Source organism: Chitinophaga skermanii (genome assembly GCF_003259335.1).
Classification (GTDB): Bacteria; Bacteroidota; Bacteroidia; order Chitinophagales; family Chitinophagaceae; genus Chitinophaga; species Chitinophaga skermanii.
This window is the reverse complement of sequence record NZ_QLLL01000011.1, coordinates 92501-115954: the sequence shown is the minus strand read 5'-3', so window position 1 is coordinate 115954 and position 23454 is coordinate 92501. Positions and strand designations below refer to the sequence as shown.

At 43.4% G+C, this 23454-nt stretch carries 20 protein-coding genes; 13 read left to right on the top strand and 7 right to left on the bottom strand.

What is annotated here, in order from left to right; translation table 11 throughout:
* Window positions 1-2: 2 nt before the first annotated feature.
* Genes LX64_RS23270 through LX64_RS23260 form a run of 3 tightly spaced genes read left to right on the top strand, consistent with a single transcriptional unit; the run spans window position 3 to window position 2707 of the window.
* On the top strand, window positions 3-935 hold the full coding sequence (locus LX64_RS23270; protein ID WP_111600101.1) for a DUF6268 family outer membrane beta-barrel protein: 933 nt from the start codon (window positions 3-5) through the stop codon (window positions 933-935).
* Between the two features lie 27 nt (window positions 936-962).
* Window positions 963-1997 (top strand): sensor histidine kinase, encoded by a 1035-nt coding sequence (locus LX64_RS23265; RefSeq protein WP_158538721.1) that lies wholly within the window; start codon window positions 963-965, stop codon window positions 1995-1997.
* Window positions 1976-2707: a LytR/AlgR family response regulator transcription factor gene (locus tag LX64_RS23260; RefSeq protein ID WP_111600099.1), complete on the top strand. Its 732-nt coding sequence runs from the start codon at window positions 1976-1978 to the stop codon at window positions 2705-2707. Before LX64_RS23265 ends, LX64_RS23260 begins: the two co-directional genes overlap by 22 nt.
* 131 nt (window positions 2708-2838) lie before the next feature.
* Here the strand turns inward: LX64_RS23260 and LX64_RS23255 are convergent, their stop codons facing one another.
* The gene (locus tag LX64_RS23255; RefSeq protein ID WP_111600098.1) at window positions 2839-4281 is read right to left on the bottom strand and encodes a Gfo/Idh/MocA family protein; all 1443 of its coding nucleotides are present in this window, start codon (window positions 4279-4281) and stop codon (window positions 2839-2841) included.
* Between the two features lie 216 nt (window positions 4282-4497).
* On the opposite strand from LX64_RS23255, the gene LX64_RS23250 reads away from it, so the two are divergent.
* The gene (locus LX64_RS23250) at window positions 4498-6138 is read left to right on the top strand and encodes a peptide MFS transporter (RefSeq protein WP_111600097.1); all 1641 of its coding nucleotides are present in this window, start codon (window positions 4498-4500) and stop codon (window positions 6136-6138) included.
* Window positions 6139-6660: 522 nt separating this feature from the next.
* Here LX64_RS23250 and LX64_RS23245 read toward each other — a convergent pair.
* Both LX64_RS23245 and LX64_RS23240 read right to left on the bottom strand, forming a co-directional pair.
* The gene (locus tag LX64_RS23245) at window positions 6661-7350 is read right to left on the bottom strand and encodes a gluconate 2-dehydrogenase subunit 3 family protein (protein WP_111600096.1); all 690 of its coding nucleotides are present in this window, start codon (window positions 7348-7350) and stop codon (window positions 6661-6663) included.
* 39 nt (window positions 7351-7389) lie between these two features.
* Window positions 7390-9129 carry a GMC family oxidoreductase gene (locus LX64_RS23240; RefSeq protein ID WP_111600095.1) on the bottom strand — a complete coding sequence of 580 codons (1740 nt, stop codon included), beginning with the start codon at window positions 9127-9129 and terminating at the stop codon, window positions 7390-7392.
* Window positions 9130-9243: 114 nt separating this feature from the next.
* Here LX64_RS23240 and LX64_RS23235 point away from each other — a divergent pair, with 114 nt between their 5' ends.
* A complete protein-coding gene (locus LX64_RS23235; protein WP_111600094.1) occupies window positions 9244-10731 on the top strand; it encodes a gluconokinase in 1488 nt (495 codons plus the stop codon).
* Here the strand turns inward: LX64_RS23235 and mutL are convergent.
* Window positions 10728-12650, bottom strand: coding sequence for a DNA mismatch repair endonuclease MutL (gene mutL, locus LX64_RS23230; RefSeq protein WP_111600093.1), 1923 nt, complete (start codon window positions 12648-12650; stop codon window positions 10728-10730). The two genes, LX64_RS23235 and mutL, sit on opposite strands and share 4 nt — an antisense overlap.
* Before the next feature lie 321 nt (window positions 12651-12971).
* Here mutL and msrB point away from each other — a divergent pair, with 321 nt between their 5' ends.
* Together msrB and LX64_RS23220 are read left to right on the top strand one after the other, a co-directional pair.
* Window positions 12972-13442, top strand: coding sequence for a peptide-methionine (R)-S-oxide reductase MsrB (gene msrB / locus LX64_RS23225; RefSeq protein ID WP_111600147.1), 471 nt, complete (start codon window positions 12972-12974; stop codon window positions 13440-13442).
* A gap of 146 nt (window positions 13443-13588) precedes the next feature.
* The gene (locus LX64_RS23220) at window positions 13589-14119 is read left to right on the top strand and encodes an SRPBCC family protein (protein WP_111600092.1); all 531 of its coding nucleotides are present in this window, start codon (window positions 13589-13591) and stop codon (window positions 14117-14119) included.
* A 143-nt stretch (window positions 14120-14262) separates the two neighbouring features.
* On the opposite strand, the gene LX64_RS23215 is transcribed toward LX64_RS23220, so the two are convergent.
* Window positions 14263-14550 carry a YciI family protein gene (locus LX64_RS23215; RefSeq protein WP_111600091.1) on the bottom strand — a complete coding sequence of 96 codons (288 nt, stop codon included), beginning with the start codon at window positions 14548-14550 and terminating at the stop codon, window positions 14263-14265.
* 217 nt (window positions 14551-14767) lie between these two features.
* On the opposite strand from LX64_RS23215, the gene LX64_RS23210 reads away from it, so the two are divergent.
* The 5 genes from LX64_RS23210 to LX64_RS23190 all read left to right on the top strand — a co-directional run bounded on the left by LX64_RS23210 (window position 14768) and on the right by LX64_RS23190 (window position 19926).
* The gene (locus tag LX64_RS23210) at window positions 14768-16546 is read left to right on the top strand and encodes a DUF4836 family protein (RefSeq protein WP_111600090.1); all 1779 of its coding nucleotides are present in this window, start codon (window positions 14768-14770) and stop codon (window positions 16544-16546) included.
* A gap of 283 nt (window positions 16547-16829) precedes the next feature.
* Window positions 16830-17480, top strand: a complete 651-nt coding sequence (locus tag LX64_RS23205) for an ATP-binding cassette domain-containing protein (protein ID WP_111600089.1) — start codon at window positions 16830-16832, stop codon at window positions 17478-17480.
* Complete coding sequence (locus tag LX64_RS23200) at window positions 17480-18673, top strand: FtsX-like permease family protein (protein WP_158538720.1); 1194 nt, start codon at window positions 17480-17482, stop codon at window positions 18671-18673. Before LX64_RS23205 ends, LX64_RS23200 begins: the two co-directional genes overlap by 1 nt.
* A gap of 31 nt (window positions 18674-18704) precedes the next feature.
* Entirely contained in the window at window positions 18705-19016 is a 312-nt protein-coding gene (locus LX64_RS23195) for a Dabb family protein (RefSeq protein WP_111600087.1), read from the top strand.
* A 31-nt stretch (window positions 19017-19047) separates the two neighbouring features.
* Window positions 19048-19926: an alpha/beta hydrolase gene (locus LX64_RS23190; RefSeq protein WP_111600086.1), complete on the top strand. Its 879-nt coding sequence runs from the start codon at window positions 19048-19050 to the stop codon at window positions 19924-19926.
* 712 nt (window positions 19927-20638) lie between these two features.
* Here the strand turns inward: LX64_RS23190 and LX64_RS23185 are convergent.
* Window positions 20639-21286 carry a GDSL-type esterase/lipase family protein gene (locus tag LX64_RS23185; protein ID WP_111600085.1) on the bottom strand — a complete coding sequence of 216 codons (648 nt, stop codon included), beginning with the start codon at window positions 21284-21286 and terminating at the stop codon, window positions 20639-20641.
* A gap of 15 nt (window positions 21287-21301) precedes the next feature.
* A complete protein-coding gene (locus LX64_RS23180) occupies window positions 21302-22234 on the bottom strand; it encodes a hydroxypyruvate isomerase family protein (protein ID WP_111600084.1) in 933 nt (310 codons plus the stop codon).
* 222 nt (window positions 22235-22456) lie between these two features.
* Here LX64_RS23180 and LX64_RS23175 point away from each other — a divergent pair, with 222 nt between their 5' ends.
* The gene (locus LX64_RS23175) at window positions 22457-23425 is read left to right on the top strand and encodes a formylglycine-generating enzyme family protein (protein ID WP_111600083.1); all 969 of its coding nucleotides are present in this window, start codon (window positions 22457-22459) and stop codon (window positions 23423-23425) included.
* The last annotated feature ends 29 nt before the right edge of the window (window positions 23426-23454 follow it).

Genomic DNA, 23454 nt, shown 5'->3' with positions numbered 1-23454 from the left:
TCATGAAATTATCGCCATGCTTGCTTCTTGTAGGGGTATTACTCCTCTTCTCATCCTCTTTGTTTGCCCAAGCTGGGCCTAGTTTAAGTGGCCCCGGCATTTCTTTCCAGGCAGATTATTTGCCGGCTACGCACTACATACGGCCAGAAGATTCTGTGAAAATGCCTGCCAACAGTTCTACTAGGCGCTATTCCGGGTCGGCTTTTTTCCAACTATCTAGCAACATCGATACTGCCACTGGGAAGGTGCGCATTTGGAACCTAGGCATGGAAGGCAGCTACCTTACCTTCAACAACCAACTCTACGAAAAATCCATTATGCCGAAAGAACTGGCCGGTGGTAGTATCGGCATTCAGCATATCCGCAACTTGCGCAATAACTGGTCGTTAATGGCCATGTTATCGGCCGGGGTGTATACCGATATGGAAGCGATTACCTACAACGATGTATTCATCAATGGTGGTGTGATCTTCATCAAGCAGCACAACAAGCGTTTCTCTTATGGCATTGGTGGTGTGTTAACAAACACTTTTGGTACCCCCATGATCTTACCTGCTTTAATGGTGAAGTACAAAACCAATAGTAAAATCGATTTACAAATCGCCATTCCCGAAGGTATCCGCGCCAGCTACCGTGTGCACCAATTGTATGAGGCCGCCTTGGCTTTGCGCTTGAATGGTGGATCGTATGATATCGAAAACCGCCCCGATAACGAACGACTCATGGCTTACCGGGAAGTTACCACGGGTATAGAAAATACTTTGTTTTTAACGAGATTCTTAAGCCTGAATGTATCTGGTGGTGCCGCTTTGTTACGAAGTGTAGATTACCGTTCGAAAAGTATCTCCAACATATTTTCCACCAAGCCAGAACACCGTTTAGCCACGGGTTGGTATGTGAATGCAGGTATTCGATTCCACTTCAAACCACAATAAGTAATTTTGCCTCGTTAAACCATGCTTATGCGAAAGGAAAAAAAGCTGCAACTCTGGCCTTTATGGGCTTTTGTGTGGATACTATTGGCATTGAGTATCTTTTCATCTGTACTGATTCATACGACGATGCACTTGCGTACTTCCATTTTATACACACTTATTATGGTGGGCATTGCCATGGTATTCTCTCACTTCTTGGCCGATATAGCCTTGCCGCGTTTCATGCAGAAAAAGCAGTATTGGATTTTCATGTCGGTTTTCTTGTTCACCAGCTTTTGCATGGGCATGTTATTTACCCTCTTCGATTCGTTTATTCTTCCCGACAATAAGCCCTTCTTCGCAAAAAGCATTGGACTTACGGTAAGCTCGGTGTTAATAACCGGTGGCATTTGTGGATTGAGGTTTTATAAAGAGCATTTGATCGTGGAGAAAAAGCACGCCGACTTGCAAACAGCCCATTTGGAGGCCGAACTAAAGCTACTCCGCGATCAATTAAATCCACATTTCTTGTTCAACGTTATCAACAGCATCCACGTCTTACAAAAGAAAGACCCGCAACAAGCCTCTTCCGTGTTATTGAAATTTTCGGATATGTTGCGCCACCAATTGTACGACAGTAGCAAAGCTTATATATTGCTCAGTGAAGAAATTGGTTATATAAAGAACTATGTGAACGTGGAAATGGTGCGCTGGGGAAATGATATTAACGTGGATTGCCAGTGGCTCGACAATACCGACAACCTGGTAGTAGCCCCGTTTATATTGTCGCCCTTTGTGGAAAACGCGTTTAAACATGTGAGCCGCGAGCGGTTGGATTATAATTTCATTCGCATTACCATGCAAAGGCACCAACAGCAGGTTGTGATGCGCGTGGTGAATAGTGTGGATGAAGTACCCGTTCCAACTGGTTTGCCGGGCGGTATTGGGTTAGAAAATGTGCAAAAAAGATTGGCCTTATTATACCCAGGTAAGCACGAATTAACGATTGTAAAAGAAGCCGGTTTATTCATTATTACACTCACCTTAGAGCTGGAAGCCTCATGGAAAAAATACGCTGTATAATTGTCGATGACGAAGCCCTTGCCCGCGAAGGTATGGAGCAATTAGTAGAAGAATTCGATTTCTTGGAGCTGGTGGGCAGTTTTAAAAATGCTATGTCGGCACAAACCGCCTTGCAGCAGCATACGGTTGACTTGATGTTTTTGGATATTAACATGCCTCGCATAACCGGTTTAGCCTTCTTGGAGGCTTTATCAAATCCTCCCATTACAATCTTAACAACTGCTTACGCGGAGTATGCGTTGGATGGGTTCCGGTTGGACGTGCTAGATTACTTATTGAAGCCCATTTCGCCGGAACGCTTCTTAAAAGCGGTGAACAAAGCCCGCGATTATCTACTCTTGCAACACGCTGTAACGAATAAAACCAGCGTACCGGGGTATATCTTCTTAAAGAACAACCAAGCACTCGAGAAAGTGATGCTAAACGAAATCGTTTTCTTAGAAGGCATGCAGAACTACATACACGTATACACCACCACGAAGAAGTTCACGGTACATATTTCCATGAAGGCCGCCGAAGAAACATTGCAAACAGGAAACTTTATGCGCGTACATAAATCGTTTGTAGTGAACTTGGATTTTATACAACTCATTGAAGGCAATATCATCCGCGTGCCGAACCACGAAATCCCGGTAAGCAGGGCTTTACGGGATGCGCTTATGGAGAAAGTAGTGGCCAATAACTTGTTGTCCCGCGATGCGAAAAAATAAAGTTCAATAGCGAAATAACCATTGAACGGAGCGTCGCAACAATGCTACATGCGTGTGCCTACGCTCAACCACATAAAAAAACCTCTCTACCGGTAGAGAGGTTTTTTCTATTACATATGTTTCGAGTTGGCTTATACACCCAAGCTCCAACCTTGACGGTATTGGCGTTTCACGAACTGATTCGCTTCGTCGAAGTTGGTGATCTTCATGTTTTGACCATCCCATAATAATTTGATGTAACGACCTGGGTAATCGAAACCGTTACCGGTTGTGCGTGGCTTACGAATGTCGAAGCTACGGATTGCCAAGTTACCCATAAGGATTGTTTCTGTTAACGGGCCGGCGATTTCAAATGGAGAGCTTAGCTCTTTTTTACCGTAACCTGCCAAGCAAGCATTTACCCATTGTACGTAGTGACCTTCTGGAACGCGAGCGATCGTTTGTTTCACTTTCGTAGTGGCTGTTTTAGAAGTTGGCAACAATTGAGGGTTGATACCGTAAGTACCGCACATCATTTTACCTTTAGAACCAATGAACAAGGCGCCGTTACCACCGTCACCCATTTTCTCGTTTGGTCCGAGTTCTTCTGGGCGAGTAGGTTGAATACCACCATCCATCCAATGTAACTTGATGTCTTTTCCTTTCTTGTTTTTGAACGTCATTGTAACGTGGCTAGATGGAGGGCAGCTTTCTGGGAAGTAACCGCGTTTGAATTCATCTACATATACGCTACCAACAGAGCATTCAACATCGGTAGGATAACCGAGGCCGAGCACACGGAAAGGCGGTTCGATAATGTGGCAACCCATATCGCCGAGAGCACCTGTACCGTAATCCCACCAACCGCGCCAGTTAAATGGAACGAGTTTATCTACGTAATCTTTATAAGGAGCAGTACCTAACCAAAGATCCCAATCGAGTTCTTTAGGTACTTCTGCTTTATTTGCATTCCAAGGAATACCTTGTGGCCAAACTGGGCGATCGGTCCAGCAATATACCGTGTGTACATCACCGATTAAACCTGCATTGTACCATTCCATCAATTGACGAACACCGTCGCCTGATGAACCTTGGTTACCCATTTGCGTTACCACTTTATATTTGTTCGCAGCTTCTGTAAGCATGCGCGCTTCGTAGATGTCGTGTGTAAGTGGTTTTTGCACATACACGTGTTTACCTAACTGCATAGCAGCCATTGCTTGAACGGCGTGGTTATGGTCGGGAGTTGAAACAGAGACTGCGTCGAAATTTTTATGCTCTTTATCAAGCATTTCGCGGTAGTCTTTGTAGAATTTTGCTTTCGGGAATCTTTTCACGGAAGTAGCTGCACGACGTTCATCTACATCGCATAGGAACGCGATATCGGCATTACCTTTTGAAAATTCGTGGATATCGCTTTCACCTTTACCGCCAACACCGATGCCTGCAATGAGCAAGCGATCACTGGGAGCAACATATCCTCTACCGCCAAGTACGTGACGTGGAACGATCATAAAACCGGCAGCAGCCAATGCGCCGTTCTTAAGGAAATTGCGGCGGGATTGGTCACCAGCATTGTTTTTCTCTTGAGCCATTGTGTGGAAAATTTTTTTCAATATAAAAGAAAATCGAAAAAAATTATAATAAGAATTATGAATGGCGAGAAAGGTAATAATTCCTTTACATGTAGGATTATAAAGGGTTTGCGACGATTGTTAAAAAAATAAATACAATCTTAGCGTCGCAAATGCAGGCTGTGATTGGGGAATCTTTACTATTTTTAATTTTTCACCAAAACACAATCAACTTATATGCCATCGAACAGGAAACACCCTGCGGCGCTGCCCTACCTATTCCTATCAGAAATGTGGGAGCGTTTTGGATTTTACTTGCTACTCGGTATCCTATGGTTATTTTTAGTAGACACCGAAAAAGGTGGTTGGGGAATGGACAATGCGAAAGCGGTTGACATTTACGGCACCTATTTAGCCTTTGTTTACTTAACGCCGTTTGTAGGCGGGTTATTAGCCGACCGGGTATTGGGTTATGGAAAATCCATCATTATTGGTGGTATCTTAATGGGTATAGGTTACATTGGTTTGGCCGTACATAACGAGATTGTATTTTATTTATCCTTGGCCTTGTTGTGTTTGGGGAATGGTTTATTTAAGCCGAACATTTCTACCTTATTGGGTAATACTTATAACAAGCCCGAGTTCAAAGCCAATAAAGACGCCGGTTATAATATCTTCTATTTTGGTATTAACATTGGTGCTTTCATTTGTAACTTCTTCGCGGCTTACTTACGCAACTCTATTGGTTGGGGTGCGGCCTTTATTGCAGCCGGTATCGGTATGTTCTTAGGGGTAATTATTTTTGTATTGGGTAAGAAACATTATAAAGAAGCCGATGTATTAAAGCCAACGCAGCCGACCGACATGCCTATGTCGCAAATTCTATCGCAGGTATTTATTCCTGCATTAGTAGCGGGTGTAATTGGTTGGATTATTCCGGGTACGATCCTTGGTTCAGATTCTACCGATGCATTCTTATTCGCTTGTATCCCAATTATTTACTTCTTTGTTAACTTGCTTCGTAAAGCAGCCCCGGCAGAAAAACCACCATTGAAAGCCTTGCTTACTGTATTTGCAGTATCGGCCTTGTTCTGGTCGGTTTTCAAACAAAACGGTTCTGCCCTCACTACATGGGCGCAATATTATACAGATCGCGAAATCCCTGCCGCTATTGAAGGCCCGGTATCTTCGTTGAAACTCGCACAAACCGTTACCAACACCGAGAAAGAAGTAACGGTGTACGATAAAGAATTCCGTGTTGTAAAAGATGCTGATGGCAAACCAGTTAAAGAAATTGGTCTTGATCCCTACTTCAAAAACCTACAAGCGGAAAAAATGCCGCCGAAAGATGCTAGCATCAGTCTTGTTAATACCGAGTTGTTCCAATCGATCAACCCATTCTTCGTATTAACCTTAACGCCGCTTGTAGTAGGTTTCTTCGCACTTCTTCGTCGCCGCGGCAAAGAGCCTTCTACACCTAGCAAAATCGCTTATGGCCTATTAATCTCAGCCTTATCCACATTCATGATGATCGCTGCCGTTTACTATTGCCATAACGGTGAAATCAAAGCTTCTCCATGGTGGCTTGTTGGTTGCTACGGTGTTATCACGCTTGGGGAATTGTTCCTTAGCCCAATGGGTTTATCACTTGTATCTAAGCTTTCTCCTCCACGCATTACGGCGTTGATGATGGGCGGTTGGTTCTTATCTATCTCCATGGGGAACAAACTATCGGGTGTACTCGCTACGCTTTGGGACAAATACGACAATAAAGCCAACTACTTCCTTGTAAACTTCGCGTTATTGGGTATTGCTGCTCTCGGCATTTTCTTAATGCTTCGCTGGTTAAATAGGATTTTCAAAGAATATAGTCACTAAGCACTTAGCGATAAAAATGAAAAAGAGGATGCCTTGGGTATCCTCTTTTTTTATGTACATAACTTTCAAACGAACACCGGCAAAAATGGCACGATCAACAACATCCTTCCTTCATTTTTCCCAAAAGCTGCCAGGTACCACTCCAAAACCACCCAAATACATGGTATATATATCAAAACCATTGGAAGAACATTAGACTAACATTGGAAGAACATTGGAAGAACATTGGAAGATATTATAAGTCACATACTGCATCCTTATAAACACTTCACCATCAATCCATTAAAAAAACTTCTAGCACTGCATGCACAAATCATTCAAATACCAGCTCCTATTAATAGCATCCAATACTGTATAAATGCCCGATAAAATGCCCGCAGCCAAGTTGTAAAAGCACAAAAGCTGCCTCAAATATGAGACAGCTTTTGTTTCAATGTAATAAATATCGTGGGATAGAACCGTATTCAGGTTATGCTAATATAACCAAATTACGGGAGTCTACCGATGAAAGCGAAAAATATATTACGACCATTTCATGATTTCCCCGCGTTCTTCGATTTTCAAACATTCTTTCAATGTTTTCTCGTCGTACGCTAGGTTGTATTGTTTTAATACATCATCGGGTACACCATCCCATTCGTTAGGCGTATTACCCATGTAGCCGATATCTTTCAAGCCTATTTTACTTGTAAAGAACCCGGTTGCGGTTAAGTTTCTCATCATATTGAAGAAAGAAACGCCTTGTGTATGTTCGGGTTTTGCGAGTGATGGGTATGCGATATCGTCTACGATTTCAATTTGTTGTGCAGCTGTTAATTCCGCGAAGCCTTTATTGAAACGTTTGGCGCTTTGTACATTCAGCCAGCGAAGACCGCCACGCATGGGTACTTGGTATCTTGGTTGATCCTTTACGATGAACTCGATGAATTCCGGTACGCCGGCTTCTGTAGCCGAACCCGATTTCTCGTCTTTCGGGATAATAATGTCGGCCAAAATAGTAATCACCGCCATTTCATCCTTCGTTAAGAATTCTTCTTTCTTCAATTTCTCATCGCGTGCTTCTTCGTCCGGTGTTCTTCCGTACACGCCGGCAGCGAGGGGTGCTTTCGCATGCTTCGCCGCATCTTTATCATTCGGGCCGCATGCTGTTAAGATCGCACCTACAGATAAAGAGCCTACGACTAACGTTTTGAGCGAATCTCTCCTATCCATTGTATAATGATTTTAAGTGATAGAATTTGTTAGAAATGCTTACAGGTTTTGTTTTTTCAACTCGTCTACGATGTATTCGGATGCACGTAAGCTCAAAGCAAGAATAGTCCATGTTGGGTTTTTATCTGCTTGGGATACGAAAGAACCGCCATCTACCACGAACACGTTTTTCACATCGTGTGCTTGGCTGTACTTGTTCAATACCGATTTTTTAGGATCGTTACCCATACGTGTAGTACCTACTTCGTGGATAATGCGCCCTGGGTTTTCTAACCCGTACATCGTTTCTGGACCCGGTTTATCACCTAAAGCAATACCACCCATTTGGTGAATAATTTGCTCGAACGTGTCGTGCATGTGACGCGCTTGTTTAATTTCATGCTCGCTCCATGTATAGTTGAAACGCAATACCGGGATACCATATTTATCCACTACGTTCGGATCAATTTCACAATAGTTATCTTCGCGGGCAATAGCTTCACCACGGCCGGCGAAACCCACTGTAGAACCGAAGAAACGACGGTAATCATTCTTCAAACCGGCACCATAACCACCGCCTGGCTTCATTTTACCATCAATACCCGGCACGCGGTTATTCATGTTTTCCATACCAAACCCGAAACCGTATGCGGGCATGCCCATACCGCCCCAGAATTCGATGTGGTAACCACGGGCGAAGTCGAGCTTTTTATTATCTAACCACCAAGGAATATACATGTGCATACCGCCTACACCATCTTCATTATAGCGTTTACGATCCATCAAATGAGGAATGAACGCGCCACGGGAAGCACCTGTAGAATCGTGCAAGTATTTACCTACTACGCCGCTGCTGTTAGCAAGGCCGTTTTGGTGTTGAGAAGATTTTGAATTGAGTAATAAGCGGGCAGATTCACAAGCACTTGCTGCCAATACTACCACTTTTGCTTTTACTTCGTATTCCTGCATATCATCTTTACTGATATAGGATACGCCTGTTGCTTTACCATTACCATCGGTGAGTACCTCGCGCGCCATAGCATTCACGTATAAATCTACGTTACCGCTTTTTAATGTAGGTTTTACTAGTACGGAAGACGACGAGAAATCGCCATAAACTGTACAACCGCGGCTACATTGGCTACAGAAGAAACAAGCGCCACGGCGATCGTCGACTCTTCTTGTGAGAATAGATAAACGGGAAGGAATAACAGGAATGTTGAGTTTGGTGGCCGCTTGCTTCACCATCATTTCATGCAAACGTGGTTTTGGCGGGGGAAGGAAATAACCATCTGGTTCATTATAAATCCCTTCTTTTGTACCGAATACCCCGATCATCTTATCCACACGATCATAAAACGGTTTCACATCATCGTAAGAAATCGGCCAATCATCACCCAAACCATCAATACTTTTATGTTTAAAGTCGTTCGGACCGAAGCGTAATGAAATCCTGCCCCAGTGGTTTGTTCTACCACCTAGCATACGAGAACGGAACCAGTCGAACTGCGTACCATTCTTCTTCGTATAGGGTTCGCCTTCAATTTCCCAACCACCATAAGCAGCATCGAAATCACCGAAAGGACGCGTAGTGCTGGCACCACGACGAGGTGATTCGTAAGGCCACTTTAGCTGTGTGGCTTGCTTTGGATCTGCGGGATCGTAATTAGGACCGGCTTCTAACAGTGCAACCTTCAAGCCGGCTTCAGAAAGTACTTTGGCAGCCATACCGCCACCAGCGCCAGAGCCAACAATGCATACATCATACATCTTAGCCTGCTTCTTTATTTCAAAAGCCATAACAGTGGAAATTTTTGTTTGATTTGACCTTATTTTTGACCTTGATCGGTAATAAATCTATAAATTAAAAGTTGAAACTTACAAGGAAATTATTTTAATAAAAGGTTTTAGCAAATGAAGAAAATCGGCAAATATGTATTGGGCGTAGATATAGGTACTGGTAGTGCTAAAACGATTTTGTCGGGGTTTCCGGGACAAGCGGCAAGCATTTTTACTGTGTCGTACAGCACCCGTCACCCCCAACCCGGCTATGCCGAATTAGATCCCGAAGAAGTGGCCAAAGCAGTTTTCCATTGTATTCAACAAGTAGTTGATACCCAGTATACTGCACCGGCTGTTATTTCCTTTAGCAGTGCCATGCACAGCTTAATGGCTGTGGATAACTTGGGCAACCCGCTCACCCCGCTCATGCTTTGGAGCGACCATCGAAGCAAAAACGAAGCAGCCGACATCAAGGAAAGTGTTGCCGGTAGCGAGATTTACCAACGTACAGGTACCCCTATTCATGCCATGAGCCCCATGAGCAAGATAAAATGGTTACAAAACCACCAGCCGCAGACTTTTCAAAAAGCACATAAATTCATCGGCATCAAAGAATACATCTTCCATAAACTTTTCAAACAGTTCGTGGTGGATTATAACATCGCCTCCGCGATGGGCATGTTCGATTTCCGGGAACTAACCTGGTACAACCAAGCCTTAGCGGCTGCTGGTATTTCAGCCGATCAGCTAAGTTTACCTGTTAACCCAGCTACCGCATTTACCCAAGCCGATTCCATCCTTGTGGCCGATATGGGTATACACAATGATACTGTATTCGTAATTGGCGGCAGTGATGGTTGTATGGCACAAATTGGTAGCGGCGCTACGAAAGAACACACAGCTACCCTTACTATTGGCACCAGTGGCGCCATTCGAATGGTAAGCAATACACCGAAAGTGAGTGCTAACGGCGAGTTATTCACCTATGTGCTCACCGACAACAAGTATCTTATTGGCGGCGCTATTAATAATGGTGGTGGTGCTATCAACTGGTTCCGTGAAACTTTTTATCCAGCCTCTAGCAAATCGGAGTTATCCACACAAATAGATGCCGCTTTTGCTATTCAACCGGGGGCCGGTGGATTATTATGCCTCCCTTACTTCGCTGGCGAGCGGGCGCCTATTTGGAATAGTGATGCCCGGGGTGTTTTCTTGGGAATTGGGGTAGAACACACGGTAGCTCATTTCAACCGTGCCTTAGTGGAAGGAATTTCGTACAGTTTATACAATGTGGGCGAGGCTTTGCATCAAACCACGGGCCGCATAGATAACGTATTAGTGAGCGGTGGCTTTACCGCTTCGCAGGATTGGATACAATTATTGAGTGATGTATTTCAACTTCCCATGGTATTACAGGCCGAATTGGACTCGTCGGCCATTGGCGCCTCTTTGCTGGCTTGGCAGCACTTGGGCGAAGTAGATGCTTGGCACTACGAAGCACACGACTTCCTAGCGGAATACCGCCCTACGCAGCAACCTGCATACGCAAAACAATATGCCCTTTTTAAAGAAGCTTATCAACAATTAAAAGGAATTTTTCCGAAACTACAGCCGCATTAAGCGCCGCGATCGAACATCTTCTCCATGTCTTGCAGCTTGAACGAAATATAGGTAAACCTACCGCTTGGTGCAACATTCGACATGGTGCAAGCGAATAACTCGTCGATAATGTTTTGCATTTCGCGTGTACCGAGTTGTTTGCCTGCCGGGATGGCGTGGTTACGGGCCATAGCACGTACCAGTTGTTCGCGGCGATCTACTTTAAGTTCGTGGCTGAAGTGTTTGAATTGTTCTAAGAGTGATTCAATGCTCGATTGGTTATTCCCATTTGGCATATCGGCCGGCGTACCGCGTACAACAAAAGTATTGTTGCCAAACGGTTCGAGGTCGTACCCCAATGTTTGTAAATCGTGGAGCATTTCCATCACCAAGGCTGCGTCTGAAGCTCTAAAGCTGATCGTTTGTGGGAACAAGCTTTGCTGTGTAGCCATCGGCATTTCTGTTAATGCGCGGTGATAACGTTCGTATAGAATACGCTCGTGTGCTGCTTGTTGATCGATCAGGATGAAGCCTGACTTGATTTGAGAGAGAATATATTTTTGGTGCACTTGTACGGGTTGTACAGGTGCTTTTTGTTCTGTAGCTTCTTCCATCCAACCTTCGTCGATCACGGAAGCCGTTACCGGGTGGGTGATTTGAGGTTGTGATGGTTGTGCCGGTTGTTGTGAGGATGCCGAACCGAAATAATCCGGGATATCCAACCTTGGGCGTGCGGGAGCGCTATCGGCAATTGCGTACAAATCTTGCCAACCTTGTAAGTTCGAAGCATGGCTGCTTTTCTCGATTAGGTGGGCTTGGTTCGATTGTGCGAATGTTTTGTATAAAGAAGACTGGCTCGATATTTCCTTTTGCTCATCTGTAAATGGCTGCGTAAGGGCATCGAGTGATTGAATACCTGGATCGAGGTCGAAGTCGAGCGTTGGTGTAACACTGAATTGTGCGAGGGCGTGTTTAATTGCCGCTTGCACGAAGGCGTACATTACTTTTTCGTCGTCGAACTTGATTTCTTGCTTAGTGGGGTGAACATTGATATCCACATGCGCAGGGTTCACATCAATGAACAATACGTACAATGGATAGCTATCTGCAGGAATCATATCTGCAAAAGCATTCATCACGGCGTGGTTCAGGTAAGAGCTTTTAATGAAGCGGTTGTTCACAAAGAAGAACTGGTCGCCCCTTGTTTTCTTTGCTGTTTCGGGTTTGCCCACGAAACCGTACACGTTCATATAGTCGGTCGATTCTTTTACAGTTACCAACTTAGCGTTGTACGACTGTCCAAGAATGCCTACAATTCTTTGCTTGAGCGAACCTTTATCCAGTTGGAATAATTGTTGGCCGTTGCTATGTAAGCTGAATTGGATTTGGGGGAATGAAAGGGCCACGCGGATAAACTCATCAACAATATGGCGCATTTCGGCGGCATTACTTTTCAAGAAGTTGCGGCGAGCGGGTACGTTGAAGAACAAATTCTTCATTGCAATGCTAGTGCCTTCCGTGGTAGAGCACGGTTCTTGTTTTTTCACGCTGCTGTTATCGATTTCGATATAAGTACCGATATCTTTACCGGTTTGGCGTGTTTTCAATTCTACTTGCGATACGGCCGCTATAGAAGCCAATGCTTCTCCACGGAACCCCATCGTGCGAATCTGAAAAAGATCTTCAATTGTTTTAATCTTGGAGGTAGCATGGCGCTCGAAGCACATACGTGCATCCGTTTCACTCATCCCGCCACCATTATCGATCACTTGAACAAGTTCTTTCCCCGCATCTTTTATGTAGAGTTGAATTTCCGTAGCATCAGCGTCCACCGCGTTCTCCAACAGTTCTTTCACTGCCGATGCCGGCCGTTGAATTACTTCACCTGCTGCTATTTGGTTCGCTATATTATCCGGTAATAAGTTGATGATATCCGTCAATTGCCTGCCTTTTGGCGTAAAGTTAGTAAATATAGCGCTCGCGGGGAAGCTAACCGGGGGTACATTTTTTTACACCTATTTTCCACCTTAAATCACAGAGTTTTCCACGTAAAATGTTAAAACATGTGCATTCCGCGTTTAAAAGGAATCCAAGATCAACAACAGTACGTAATTTTATGTTATACAAGTACAACAGTACTGTTGTTAAACAGTAGTTAACAGATATAATTAAAAAATATGCCACACAAGATTCATTTAATTTTGATGCTATTGTATGGATTATTGATTGCCAATTGTTCTTATTCTCAAAACGGGAAAAAAATGGAAGAAGACAACAAAAACCCGGTGTACTCGCGTAAAGACACAGGTAAAGTCAACCTGACTAACAACGAATGGAAGAGGATTCTACCGAATGAAGTTTATCAAATTGCCCGCGAAAAAGGTACCGAATGGGCTTTCACAGGGAAATATTGGAACACGACCGACAAAGGCACGTATTACTGCGCAGCGTGCGGCAACCCTTTATTCGTGAGCGACACGAAATTTGAGAGTGGTTGCGGCTGGCCTAGTTTTTACGAGCCGATCTCGAAAACAAGCGTGATCTATGCTCCTGATAATACACATGGTATGCAACGCACAGAAGTTATGTGCGGAAGATGTAAAGCTCACTTAGGACACGTATTCGATGACGGACCACCTCCTACCGGCCTCCGTTATTGTATTAATTCCGTGATCCTCGATTTCGAAAAGGCACAAGACGCAGAGAAGAAATACAACGAGAAACACCCGTAAGTATTGCAAAAAACGATTTTACACCCAAGCAAAGGTTCATGAAACCATCCGCTTGGGTGTTTTTTTCTTATTTTTAGGTAGATGTTTCCCCGTTTTTTTTGAATACCCCATTTCTATTTTTAACCAAAATCACTCCACCACGTACTATGAAGTTCCTAAAAGCACTTGCCTGGATCATTGGCATCCTCATCCTGGTTTTTATCGTTTTGGTATTTGTAGCTCCCAAACACCAACACATCGAACGCTCTACCACTATTAATGCGCCTGATAGCGTTGTGTGGCACTATATCGTCGACCTCCGCAAATTCAACGGCTGGAGCGAATGGAGCAAGATGGATACGGCCGCTGTATACGCCTACGATGGTGAACCCGGTACCGTTGGCCATGCCAGCAACTGGCATGGTGATAAAATGGGAGAAGGTAAGCTCTTGATTACCAACCTGGTGCCTTATGCTTCGGTACAAGAAAAGCTTATGTTCATCAAACCATTCCAGTCAGAATGCAACGTTGTATTCACGCTTACCAAGCAAAACAACAGTACGCTTGTTAAATGGGATTTCGATGCCGATTATGATCGCCCGATGAACGTAATGGCGCTTTTAATGGGTGGTTCACTCGGAAAACAATTTGAGAAAGGATTGGCTTCGCTTAAACAACAAGCAGAGACTGGAGAATAGCAATGCATTACCTGTCAAATATTTGTATATCAACAAATATTTGGCATGATGTTGGGCAATAGTTTCTCCTTCTCTTCCTGGCGTTGAAAAAGTTGGCAGTGTGTGGTAATGGGTAAAGAGGTAAAAGTAGTTGCGAGAGCGTATTACGACATATATTGCTCTAGTTCGCTGGCATATACAGTAGGCTCAAACTCAATGATCTCGTAAAGAACGAGTTGCAGTTTGTCGAATGGGTCTTCTGCAAGTATCTGCTCAACCTCTCTTCTACTTTTCGCTTTGCAGAGAATCAGTCCCCCGGTACGCGGCTTACGGCGCCCGGACAAGATAAACGTACCTTCTTGGTAGTATTTCTCCAAGAAGGCCTGGTGACCGGCCATGTAATGGTCGATCGCCGCCACGGGGCGGATGTACTGTAAGAGAATAAGATACATAACAGCTTGTGGTTTTTCAATAAAAAATGGCCAGGTAAAAAAATAGGTGCGAATGAAACAAAGGTATATAAAAGTTAGTTATAACATGTTTTTAAAATTACTGTGATCATTCGTCATTTTAAGTCAACCCGGTACAAATTATCATATAATATGATCCGAAAAACATTTAGTAATTTTGCATTCAATTAAAAATACAATTAAACTCCATTTACCTTTTATGAAAAAGAAGCTTTCATGGGTATTGTTAACGGCACTATCTGCTATCCTGGTATTATCCTCTTGTTCTAAAACTCCAGAACAAAGCAAGTATATTCCCAAAGAAGCGAGTTTCGTTATCAGTCTCAATTCAAAACAAATCGAACAAAAGCTCATCAATGCCGGCTTGTCTTCTGATAAAGTGTTCGAAAACGTAGCAAAAGCACAAAAAGAAGCCACCGGTACTTCCGATACTAGCAACCCAGTGATGAAAGGTTGGAAAGATGCAATGTCATCTGGTTTCGACCTTAAAGGCTCTGTATACCTTTTCATGTCGCAATCGGCTGATAAAACCTCTTACTTTGCCACAATCGGTAAATTAAAAGATGCGACTGCTTTCGATGCCTTCATTAAGAAAAACCTTAGCGGTGCCACTTTCACTAAAGAAGGTGATATTACAGTAGGTATTTACGAAGATAAAGGTGTTGTAGCTTGGAACAACTCAACTGTTATCGCGTTGATGGAAAACCCAGCTGATAAATATGCGAAAGCATATGCCGGTGATTTCTCTGAAGACGATTTCGCTGACAGCGCTGCTACTGCAAAAGCAAACACCCCGATCACTACTTCTTTAAAAGCAGAAGTAACCCGCCTTTTCGGTTTGAAAGCTGATCAAGCGGTTGGTACCCACGAATCTTTCAAAGACATCGCGAAAGACAACTCAGACATTACTGCTTGGGTTAACTACGGCGCTATGTTCGACCAACAAATGAAGAACGCGCCAGGCGAAGTGGGTATGATGGTAGCCATGGTAGGTGGTAAAGCAAAACAATTGGTAGATGGTACGTTCTATACTTCTGCTGTTAACTTCGAAGACGGCAAAATCGTTGCGAAGTTCAACACTTACATGGGTAAAGAATTAACTGATATCATTAAGAAAGCAAAAGGTGGTGGTTACGATCCAGCACAAATCGAAGCATACCCTTCAACTGATGTATTCGGTTACTTAGGTTATTCTTTCGACTTGCACGTGGTTGGCGACATCTTGAAATTCTTAGGTTATGATTCGTTGGTAGATGGTCAATTAGCACAAGCCGGTTTAACAACTGCCGATGTGTTGAACGCCTTCACTGGTGATATTAGCCTTGTGGGTTCTGATTTCAGCGTTACTAAAGACACTGTGTATGGTAGCACTAAACCAAACGCTAAATGGATGTTCACAATGAAAGTTGGCGATAAAGCTGCTTTCGAAAAAGTAATGAGCTCTCCAATGGTTGCTAACTTGTTCACTAAAGAAGGTGATCAATATGTTCCTACACAACCAGTAGGCGAAATGGGTGTTTCTATCAATACAAAAGCCATCACTGTAGGTTCTACTAAAGAATTAGTAGACAGCTATACTGCTGGTAAAGGTAAAATCGGTATGGATAACAGCATTTTGAAACTCGGTAAAGGTAAAACTGCCGTTGCATATGTTGATATCGCGAAGTTGTTAACAAATCTTCCTACTGCTGAAATGGGTATTTCTGACTCATTAGCAACAGATATGAAGAATGTGTTGAAAGATGTGAAAATGACGGCTGACCAAGTGAGTGGTAACAAACAAGCTTCAGTTGTTGAATTAACTTTCAAAAATGAAAAAGAAAACTCTTTAGCACAAATCATCAATCTTTCTATGAAAGCTTACAAAGCAATCGAAGAAAAGAAAAAGGCTGATGCTGCTGCTTGGGGTAGTGATGCTGTAGTTGATTCTGCTATTACTGTTGAAGAAGTAGCTGTACCGGCTGCTCCTGCACACTAATCATCTTTTTACAAGATAAATATGGAACCGTCTCTACCATGTAGAGGCGGTTTTTTTTGCACTTTATAGGGGTATGTTCATCATTTCCCGTTATTAGTGTAGATAGCAATACTAACAGTAAGTGTTGTTGCCCCAAAAAATTACTGGTTTAGAAACCCGGGTCCACCTACTACGTGGACCCTTTTTATTGCAAATTATTAACGTTCCTTTCTTCTACTTCGCTCGCGTTTACGCAACATTTACTTTAATTTAGTTGTACTTTTTTCATTCAACGCAAGCATTTATGCAGATTTCGCTTCATCAACTCGTTCCCATTCCGCTAAAAGAAAAGGTGCTCCAGCAAACTTCAGGTATCTGGAACCAAGCGGTTACCTTTACACCCGGCCAATGGGTGAAAATTAAAGCACCTTCTGGAACGGGGAAAACCACGCTCATCCATTATCTCTATAATACGCGGTACGACTATACCGGCGACATCCACATCGATCAAAAACCCTGGCCAGCCTATAACCCTACCGAATTGGCAAATATCCGCCAATCCCAAGTAAGCGTTATCTTCCAAGACCTGCGCCTATTCGATCAACTCACCGCCCTCGAAAACATCGAACTCAAAAATATTATGCAAGGCCAAGCCTACTACAGCCGCGAGAAAATCGAGGACATGGCCGCACAATTGCAAGTCACCCATATATTACAACAATCTGCCGCTACCCTTTCCTACGGGGAAAGGCAAAGAATTGCCATTATCCGCGCATTGGTACAGCCGTTCAGTTGGTTGATGATGGACGAACCATTCAGTCATCTCGACGAAAACAATACACGCCGGGCAGCAAAACTTATCGCCGAAGAATGTACCGCCCGCAAGGCTGGGTTCATTCTTACCGACCTCGACGACGATACCCATTTTCCTTACACAGCACACTATCAACTATAATGCAAACCTTCTATTCATTACTTAAAAAAATCATCCGCGCCGGTATCGGCCGTGCCCGCTATTGGATGGCCTACATCGGTTTAGGTGTGGCCATGCTGTTGATTTTTATTGCCATACAAGTACACAGTAATTTCAATCAACTACTGCATAAACCCGAAAACAAAAACGAAAGCGCCGACTTCCTCGTGATCAATAAAACAATCACGAATGCTAATTCCCGCAACGTGGAGAAAAATGCGTTTACACAATCCGAACTCGACGACCTTCAAAAACAACCTTTCGTGGAAAGCTTTGGATACATGACGCCTAGTCAATTCAAGGTACAGGCCTACCCACCGGTAGACCTCCAATTCTCCACAGCTATGTTCTTTGAAGCTGTGCCCGATACTTTTATAGATGTGAAGAACGACGAATGGAAATGGGCTGTTGGCGACCGCGCTTTACCTATTGTACTGCCCAATAGTATGTTAAATATGTACAACTTCGGTTTCGCCCTCAGTCAAAACTTACCACAAATTTCACAAGAAACAGTGAGCGCTTTGCCCATCCGGATTGTTATATATAATGACTTTGGACAAGAGGAGTTCGTAGGTCGTATTGTGGGGTTTTCTGACAGGATTTCGTCGATACTTGTACCGCAATCATTTATGAATTGGGCGAATAAGAAATACGCGCCGGGCCTTCAACCCACAGCATCGCGCATTATTATTAAAACCAAAGATCCCGGCGACCCGAAACTTGTTAGCTACTTAGAAGATCATGGATTTTCTACTGATAACGATAAGCTAAAAGATAGTCGCCTGCGCATGATTGTACAAATTATTGTAAGCGTAATCGGGTTCTTCGGGTTAGTGCTGTTGCTCTTTGCGGTATTGGTGTTCAGCATGTTTATACAACTGATTATCGCGGCATGCAAGAAAGAAATTAACCTGTTAGTGACTTTGGGTACGAAGCCTTCACAATTGAAGCGTTATTTGATGCGACAATTTGTGCCGATGTATGTGCTAATTGGGGTGATTACATTAGTAGTTATCAGCGGTATTCAATATTTTGTGTATACCCTCTTATTAAAACAACATTTGTTCGTGTCGCCCTTACCGGGTTTATACACTTGGTTGGCGGCCGCGGCAATTTTATTGTTGTTGTATATTGTGAATAGTTCAACCATCCGGAAATACATTTACAAACCGTGATGAACCATTATTAGATTCGAAAACAAAGCATATGTCAAAAAAATTCGTACACGTTGTTAATTTCTATTTGAAGAAAGGATTGAGTCCTGAAGAAATTAAAGATTTCGAGGCGGGTGTTAGCAGCCTTGCTACGATTGATGAAATTAAAGTTTTTAACTTGGGAACGCCGGCAGATACCGATCGCCCGGTGATTGATAAAAGTTATAGCTATTGCTTATTAACGGTGTTCGAGAACCAGGAGGCACACGATAGGTACCAAGTTCATCCCACCCATTTGGCTTTCGTTGAAAGATGTAGCCGTCATTGGGATAAGGTGGTGATTTTCGACTCTGTTTCTATCTAGTTTCCCAATGTCTTTTCTTTAAATTCCACGTATGAAAAAAGTTTTATTCACCGGTGTGTGTATACTGGTGTTGATGGTACAAGTTATGGCGCAAGAAAGAATTATATTATACCCTGGTCAGCAGTTAAAGATCGGCGGCGCTGAGAAAATCAGTGATGCACCTCACCTAGATTATTACAAATCCAAGGCAAGCAATCGTAGCACTACGGCGGTACTTATTTGCCCGGGTGGAGCATATACCAAGTTAGCCGTAAACCACGAAGGAAAGGATGTTGCCAAATTCTTTAACGATCACGGGTACGATGCTTTTGTGTTAAAGTACCGTTTGAATGATGGCGACCAACAAGGATCTACCTATCCTGCACAATGGAATGATGCAACAACGGCTATTCGCTATATAAAATCCCATGCAAAAGATTATAACATCGATCCTGCAAAAGTGGGCGTATTGGGTTTTTCCGCGGGTGGCCACTTGGCTTCTTCACTAGCCACTATCATTTCCCCTGCGCAGCCTAACAGTACCGATCTCGCCTTGCAATTCAGTTCTCGCCCGGCTTTCGCCGTGTTGGTTTACCCAGTTATCAGCCTTAACACCGATTTCAAACATGCCTATAGCGCAGAAATGTTACTCGGTAAAAACTACAGCGTGGCAATGGCCGATTCACTGTCGACCGACAAACGTGTAAGTGCTGAAACGCCACCAACGATGTTAATACATTCTACCGACGATAAAGCTGTGCCGGTAGAAAACAGCATTTTTTTCTATAACGCTTTACGGGCTCATAACATCCCGGCCAGCATGCATATTTATGATCATGGCGGGCATGGGTACGGCATGGCACCTACCGATAAAGTATTAAATACATGGCCGCAACTGTGCATAACTTGGTTGCAGCAATTGAATTTATAAAAACATAAAGCCGCATCTACGATGTAGATGCGGCTTTTACTTTCACCATGAAGCTCGTCATTGTAATACTATTTTCTCTTTTTAACAACGCCATTCCAACCCCAAAAACGCTCATTTTCACGCCCCCATCCTCCACTTTCTACTCATTCAAAACCAACATCTTACCCAGTCCTCTCCGACTCTCTACCAAGTATTCACCGACAGTTCACCGACTCTCCACCGATAAATCACCGACAAAATGCCTATGTTTCCTGGCACTTTGTAAGCCTTTTGTCGACATTCAGTCGACAGAAACCTTACGCACACTCGATTGCCTCTTTAAACTGCTTTCATACTGCTACTCATTTTTCTATAATCCCCTACAGTAGCGGCTTACAACATATCTTTCTCATAGAAATCAACCCTGTAAAACACGGCAAGAAAAACGTCAAAATAAGCCTCATACAGCCCCTTAAAATATCCCAAGCGCATTTATCCAAACATCAATCGATCGTGTCTAAAAACGGCCCGAAATGGCCTTAAAATGCATTTAAATCATCTTCAATTTCTCGTCCTAAAAAGTCGTTCATGAAATGAATTTTTTAGAAAATTAGCGGGCGCATTCCTTCTAAAAAAGAGCAAAATAATACAAGGAGAAAATAGCGTTATTGTATGAAAGAAAAAAGGGCGTACCTACAAGAAGGCACACCCGTTTTAGTATGTAGTGATGCGTTTATTTAATGGCTTTATACACTGCTTCGGCCAGGTAATAAGTTCCTGTTCGATTAGGATGTACTCCATCGGGCACCAAGTTACCGTATGGCAACATAGGCGTATATAAATCAATCAACTTCACACCTGTTTCATCTGCAATGGATTTAATCATGGGGATCATTTCGTCTTTCAATACTGATTCGCGGATACCGAAGTTATCTTTGAATACTGGGATAGGATAACAGATGTAAATCTTAGGTTTGGAAGGCACTGATTTCAACTTGGCAATAAATGCTTTATAGTCGTTGATGAAATCATCTTTATACTTCCAGTTTTGTGGTTTCGTATCATTGGTACCCAACTTAATGATAACAATGTTCGGTTCCCAGTTTTGCGCGTCTTGGAATTTCGCTTCTTTAGAATATGGGTAATCACCTTTAGCAAGCAAAGTTCTTGCCCCGATACCATAGTTCTTTACCTCGTAAGCTTCACCCAATAAGCGTTGTAAATGTGCAGGATAGGTACTATCGCCTAAACCCCAGCCTTCGGTGATACTATCACCAATACAGGCCACTTTTACTTTTCCTTTTTGTTTTTGCTGTGCGCAGGCGGTGCCAATGAAGGCGAGCGCTACTAAGCAGAGGAGTAATCTTTGTAAACTTTTCATTGTACGATCAATGTTTTACTTCGATAAAAAATTATCCACTTCTCTATAAGCTTGTACTAGGCGTGCTTCTCCTTCTTTGCCAGGTAAGCTTATGCCATGCTCCATACCACATACGCCTTTGAAGCCTTTATTATAGATATGCTTGAATACGTTTTTGTAGTTGATTTCACCGGTAGTAGGTTCTTTACGACCAGGATTATCGCCTATTTGGATGTAGGCAATTTCTTCCCAAGCCCAGTTCATATGCTCAATTATATGTCCTTCGTTGCGTTGCATGTGGTAGATGTCGAACAATATTTTGCAAGAAGGGCTATTCACGGCTCTACAAATTTCGAAGGTTTGATCGGAAGTGCGAAGGAATAAATCGGGGTTATCACTCAGCGGCTCAAGTACCATTGTAAGGTTGTGTTTCTCTAAGATTTCGGAGCCACGGCGTAATGCGTCGATCACATGGCCGGTTTGGATACCGATCGGCAATCTTCTTTCGAAGTAACCAGGTACCACCGTCATCCATTTGGCATTTACACGTTTCGCTACTTCTACGGCTTTCTTACATTCTGCTAAGAAACGATCCAAAAACTCTGCCTTACCAGTTGTAAGCGAGGTTTTCCAGTTATCGCCGGCATCGATCACAAATACACCCATAGTCATATTTAACTTGGCGAGCAGGTTACCGATTTTCTCTTGCAGTGCTACGTCGCGGCCCATCATACCATTGTCTTCAATGGCACGGAAACCTTGTTCGTGCATGTATTTAATTTGGTCGAGGAAATCTTTGCCTACGGTGTTGGTAAACATGCCGTCGTGCGGTGCATAATTTAAATTGAACGTGTTGGCTGCTGCTGGTTTTTCATCTTCCTTGGCAACAGTGTTGGCAACGGCCGAACCAAATGCCAGGCTCGATAAACCCGCAAGGGTGCTTTGTTGCAAAAATTTTCTTCTTTCCATAAACGTGGAACTTGGTTTAATAGAAGGTTTGATAGTTGTGCGTAAAATATAAATATAATCGCTTTTTGTGGTTACCGTTCAATGAAATATTGACGAGTTATGGACGATTATTATCCACTTTTTGCCATATTCTACCTTTCAAGGAAAAGATATTGCAAGTTCTCCTAGCTTTATATAAATTCACCATCCACACACTATAGTATAAGTTCCAGACAGCGAGAAATGAAAAAGTCCACCTTATTGTTCCTTGGCGGGTTCATCCCGGCCACACTATTAGCACAAACAAACACCGGTAAGCCGTTCGAAGCTTATACACAAACCATCCCAGGTACGCAAGTATCCTTTAAGATGCAAGCCATCCAAGGAGGCGAATTCCTCATGGGTAGCCCTAGCACTGAAAAGAGCAGGAATTCCAACGAAGGACCGCAAAAGAAAGTTACACTTGCTCCCTTCTTCATCGGTACCCACGAAGTAACCTTCGATGCGTACGATGTATATGCAGATGAAGAAAAGGACAAATCTCCTTTGCCAGATGGGATGACGCGCCCTAGTCCACCGTATATCGATCTTACCCTTGGTATGGGTAAATCGGGTGGCTTCCCAGCTAACTCTATGAGCCAGTATGGTGCATTAATGTACTGTCGTTGGCTATACGAGAAAACGGGTATCTTCTACCGCCTTCCTACTGAAGCCGAGTGGGAATATGCCTGCCGCGCAGGTGCAAGCACGCCGTATAACTTTGGAAACGATTCGGCAGCATTAGGCGACTATGCGTGGTACAAGGCCAATAGCGGCAACGTGTATCACAAAGTTGGCCAGAAAAAACCGAATGCTTGGGGTTTGTACGATATGCTAGGCAACGTAGCCGAGTGGACGATGGACCAGTACGACGAGCAATACTTCACAAAAGTAGACGCAAACAACCCGGTACTCAAAGCCACTACTAAAACGCCGAGAACAATCAAAGGCGGCCATTTTCAAGACGATGCGCGAAGCTTACGCAGCGCCGCCCGTTTGAAATCCGACATCAATTGGAACCGTCGTGATCCACAAATCCCGAAGTCTAAATGGTGGAACGCGGATTCTCCCTTTATTGGGTTCCGCTTGGTGAGTCCGAAAGATCAACCAACAAAAGAAGAAGCGCAGCAATTTTTTGAAGACGCCATCAACAAATTCATCGGCGCTCGCTAAATATTTCAACCCAGAACGTCTTAATCTAT

Excerpts from the sequence above, each read along its gene's own strand:
- LX64_RS23270 (WP_111600101.1), top strand. The coding sequence starts at position 3 with ATGAAATTATCGCCATGCTTGCTTCTTGTAGGGGTATTACTCCTCTTC.
- LX64_RS23265 (WP_158538721.1), top strand. The coding sequence starts at position 963 with ATGCGAAAGGAAAAAAAGCTGCAACTCTGGCCTTTATGGGCTTTTGTG.
- LX64_RS23260 (WP_111600099.1), top strand. The coding sequence starts at position 1,976 with ATGGAAAAAATACGCTGTATAATTGTCGATGACGAAGCCCTTGCCCGC.
- LX64_RS23255 (WP_111600098.1), bottom strand. The coding sequence starts at position 4,281 with ATGGCTCAAGAGAAAAACAATGCTGGTGACCAATCCCGCCGCAATTTC.
- LX64_RS23250 (WP_111600097.1), top strand. The coding sequence starts at position 4,498 with ATGCCATCGAACAGGAAACACCCTGCGGCGCTGCCCTACCTATTCCTA.
- LX64_RS23245 (WP_111600096.1), bottom strand. The coding sequence starts at position 7,350 with ATGGATAGGAGAGATTCGCTCAAAACGTTAGTCGTAGGCTCTTTATCT.
- LX64_RS23240 (WP_111600095.1), bottom strand. The coding sequence starts at position 9,129 with ATGGCTTTTGAAATAAAGAAGCAGGCTAAGATGTATGATGTATGCATT.
- LX64_RS23235 (WP_111600094.1), top strand. The coding sequence starts at position 9,244 with ATGAAGAAAATCGGCAAATATGTATTGGGCGTAGATATAGGTACTGGT.
- msrB (WP_111600147.1), top strand. The coding sequence starts at position 12,972 with ATGGAAGAAGACAACAAAAACCCGGTGTACTCGCGTAAAGACACAGGT.
- LX64_RS23220 (WP_111600092.1), top strand. The coding sequence starts at position 13,589 with ATGAAGTTCCTAAAAGCACTTGCCTGGATCATTGGCATCCTCATCCTG.
- LX64_RS23215 (WP_111600091.1), bottom strand. The coding sequence starts at position 14,550 with ATGTATCTTATTCTCTTACAGTACATCCGCCCCGTGGCGGCGATCGAC.
- LX64_RS23210 (WP_111600090.1), top strand. The coding sequence starts at position 14,768 with ATGAAAAAGAAGCTTTCATGGGTATTGTTAACGGCACTATCTGCTATC.
- LX64_RS23205 (WP_111600089.1), top strand. The coding sequence starts at position 16,830 with ATGCAGATTTCGCTTCATCAACTCGTTCCCATTCCGCTAAAAGAAAAG.
- LX64_RS23200 (WP_158538720.1), top strand. The coding sequence starts at position 17,480 with ATGCAAACCTTCTATTCATTACTTAAAAAAATCATCCGCGCCGGTATC.
- LX64_RS23195 (WP_111600087.1), top strand. The coding sequence starts at position 18,705 with ATGTCAAAAAAATTCGTACACGTTGTTAATTTCTATTTGAAGAAAGGA.
- LX64_RS23190 (WP_111600086.1), top strand. The coding sequence starts at position 19,048 with ATGAAAAAAGTTTTATTCACCGGTGTGTGTATACTGGTGTTGATGGTA.
- LX64_RS23185 (WP_111600085.1), bottom strand. The coding sequence starts at position 21,286 with ATGAAAAGTTTACAAAGATTACTCCTCTGCTTAGTAGCGCTCGCCTTC.
- LX64_RS23180 (WP_111600084.1), bottom strand. The coding sequence starts at position 22,234 with ATGGAAAGAAGAAAATTTTTGCAACAAAGCACCCTTGCGGGTTTATCG.
- LX64_RS23175 (WP_111600083.1), top strand. The coding sequence starts at position 22,457 with ATGAAAAAGTCCACCTTATTGTTCCTTGGCGGGTTCATCCCGGCCACA.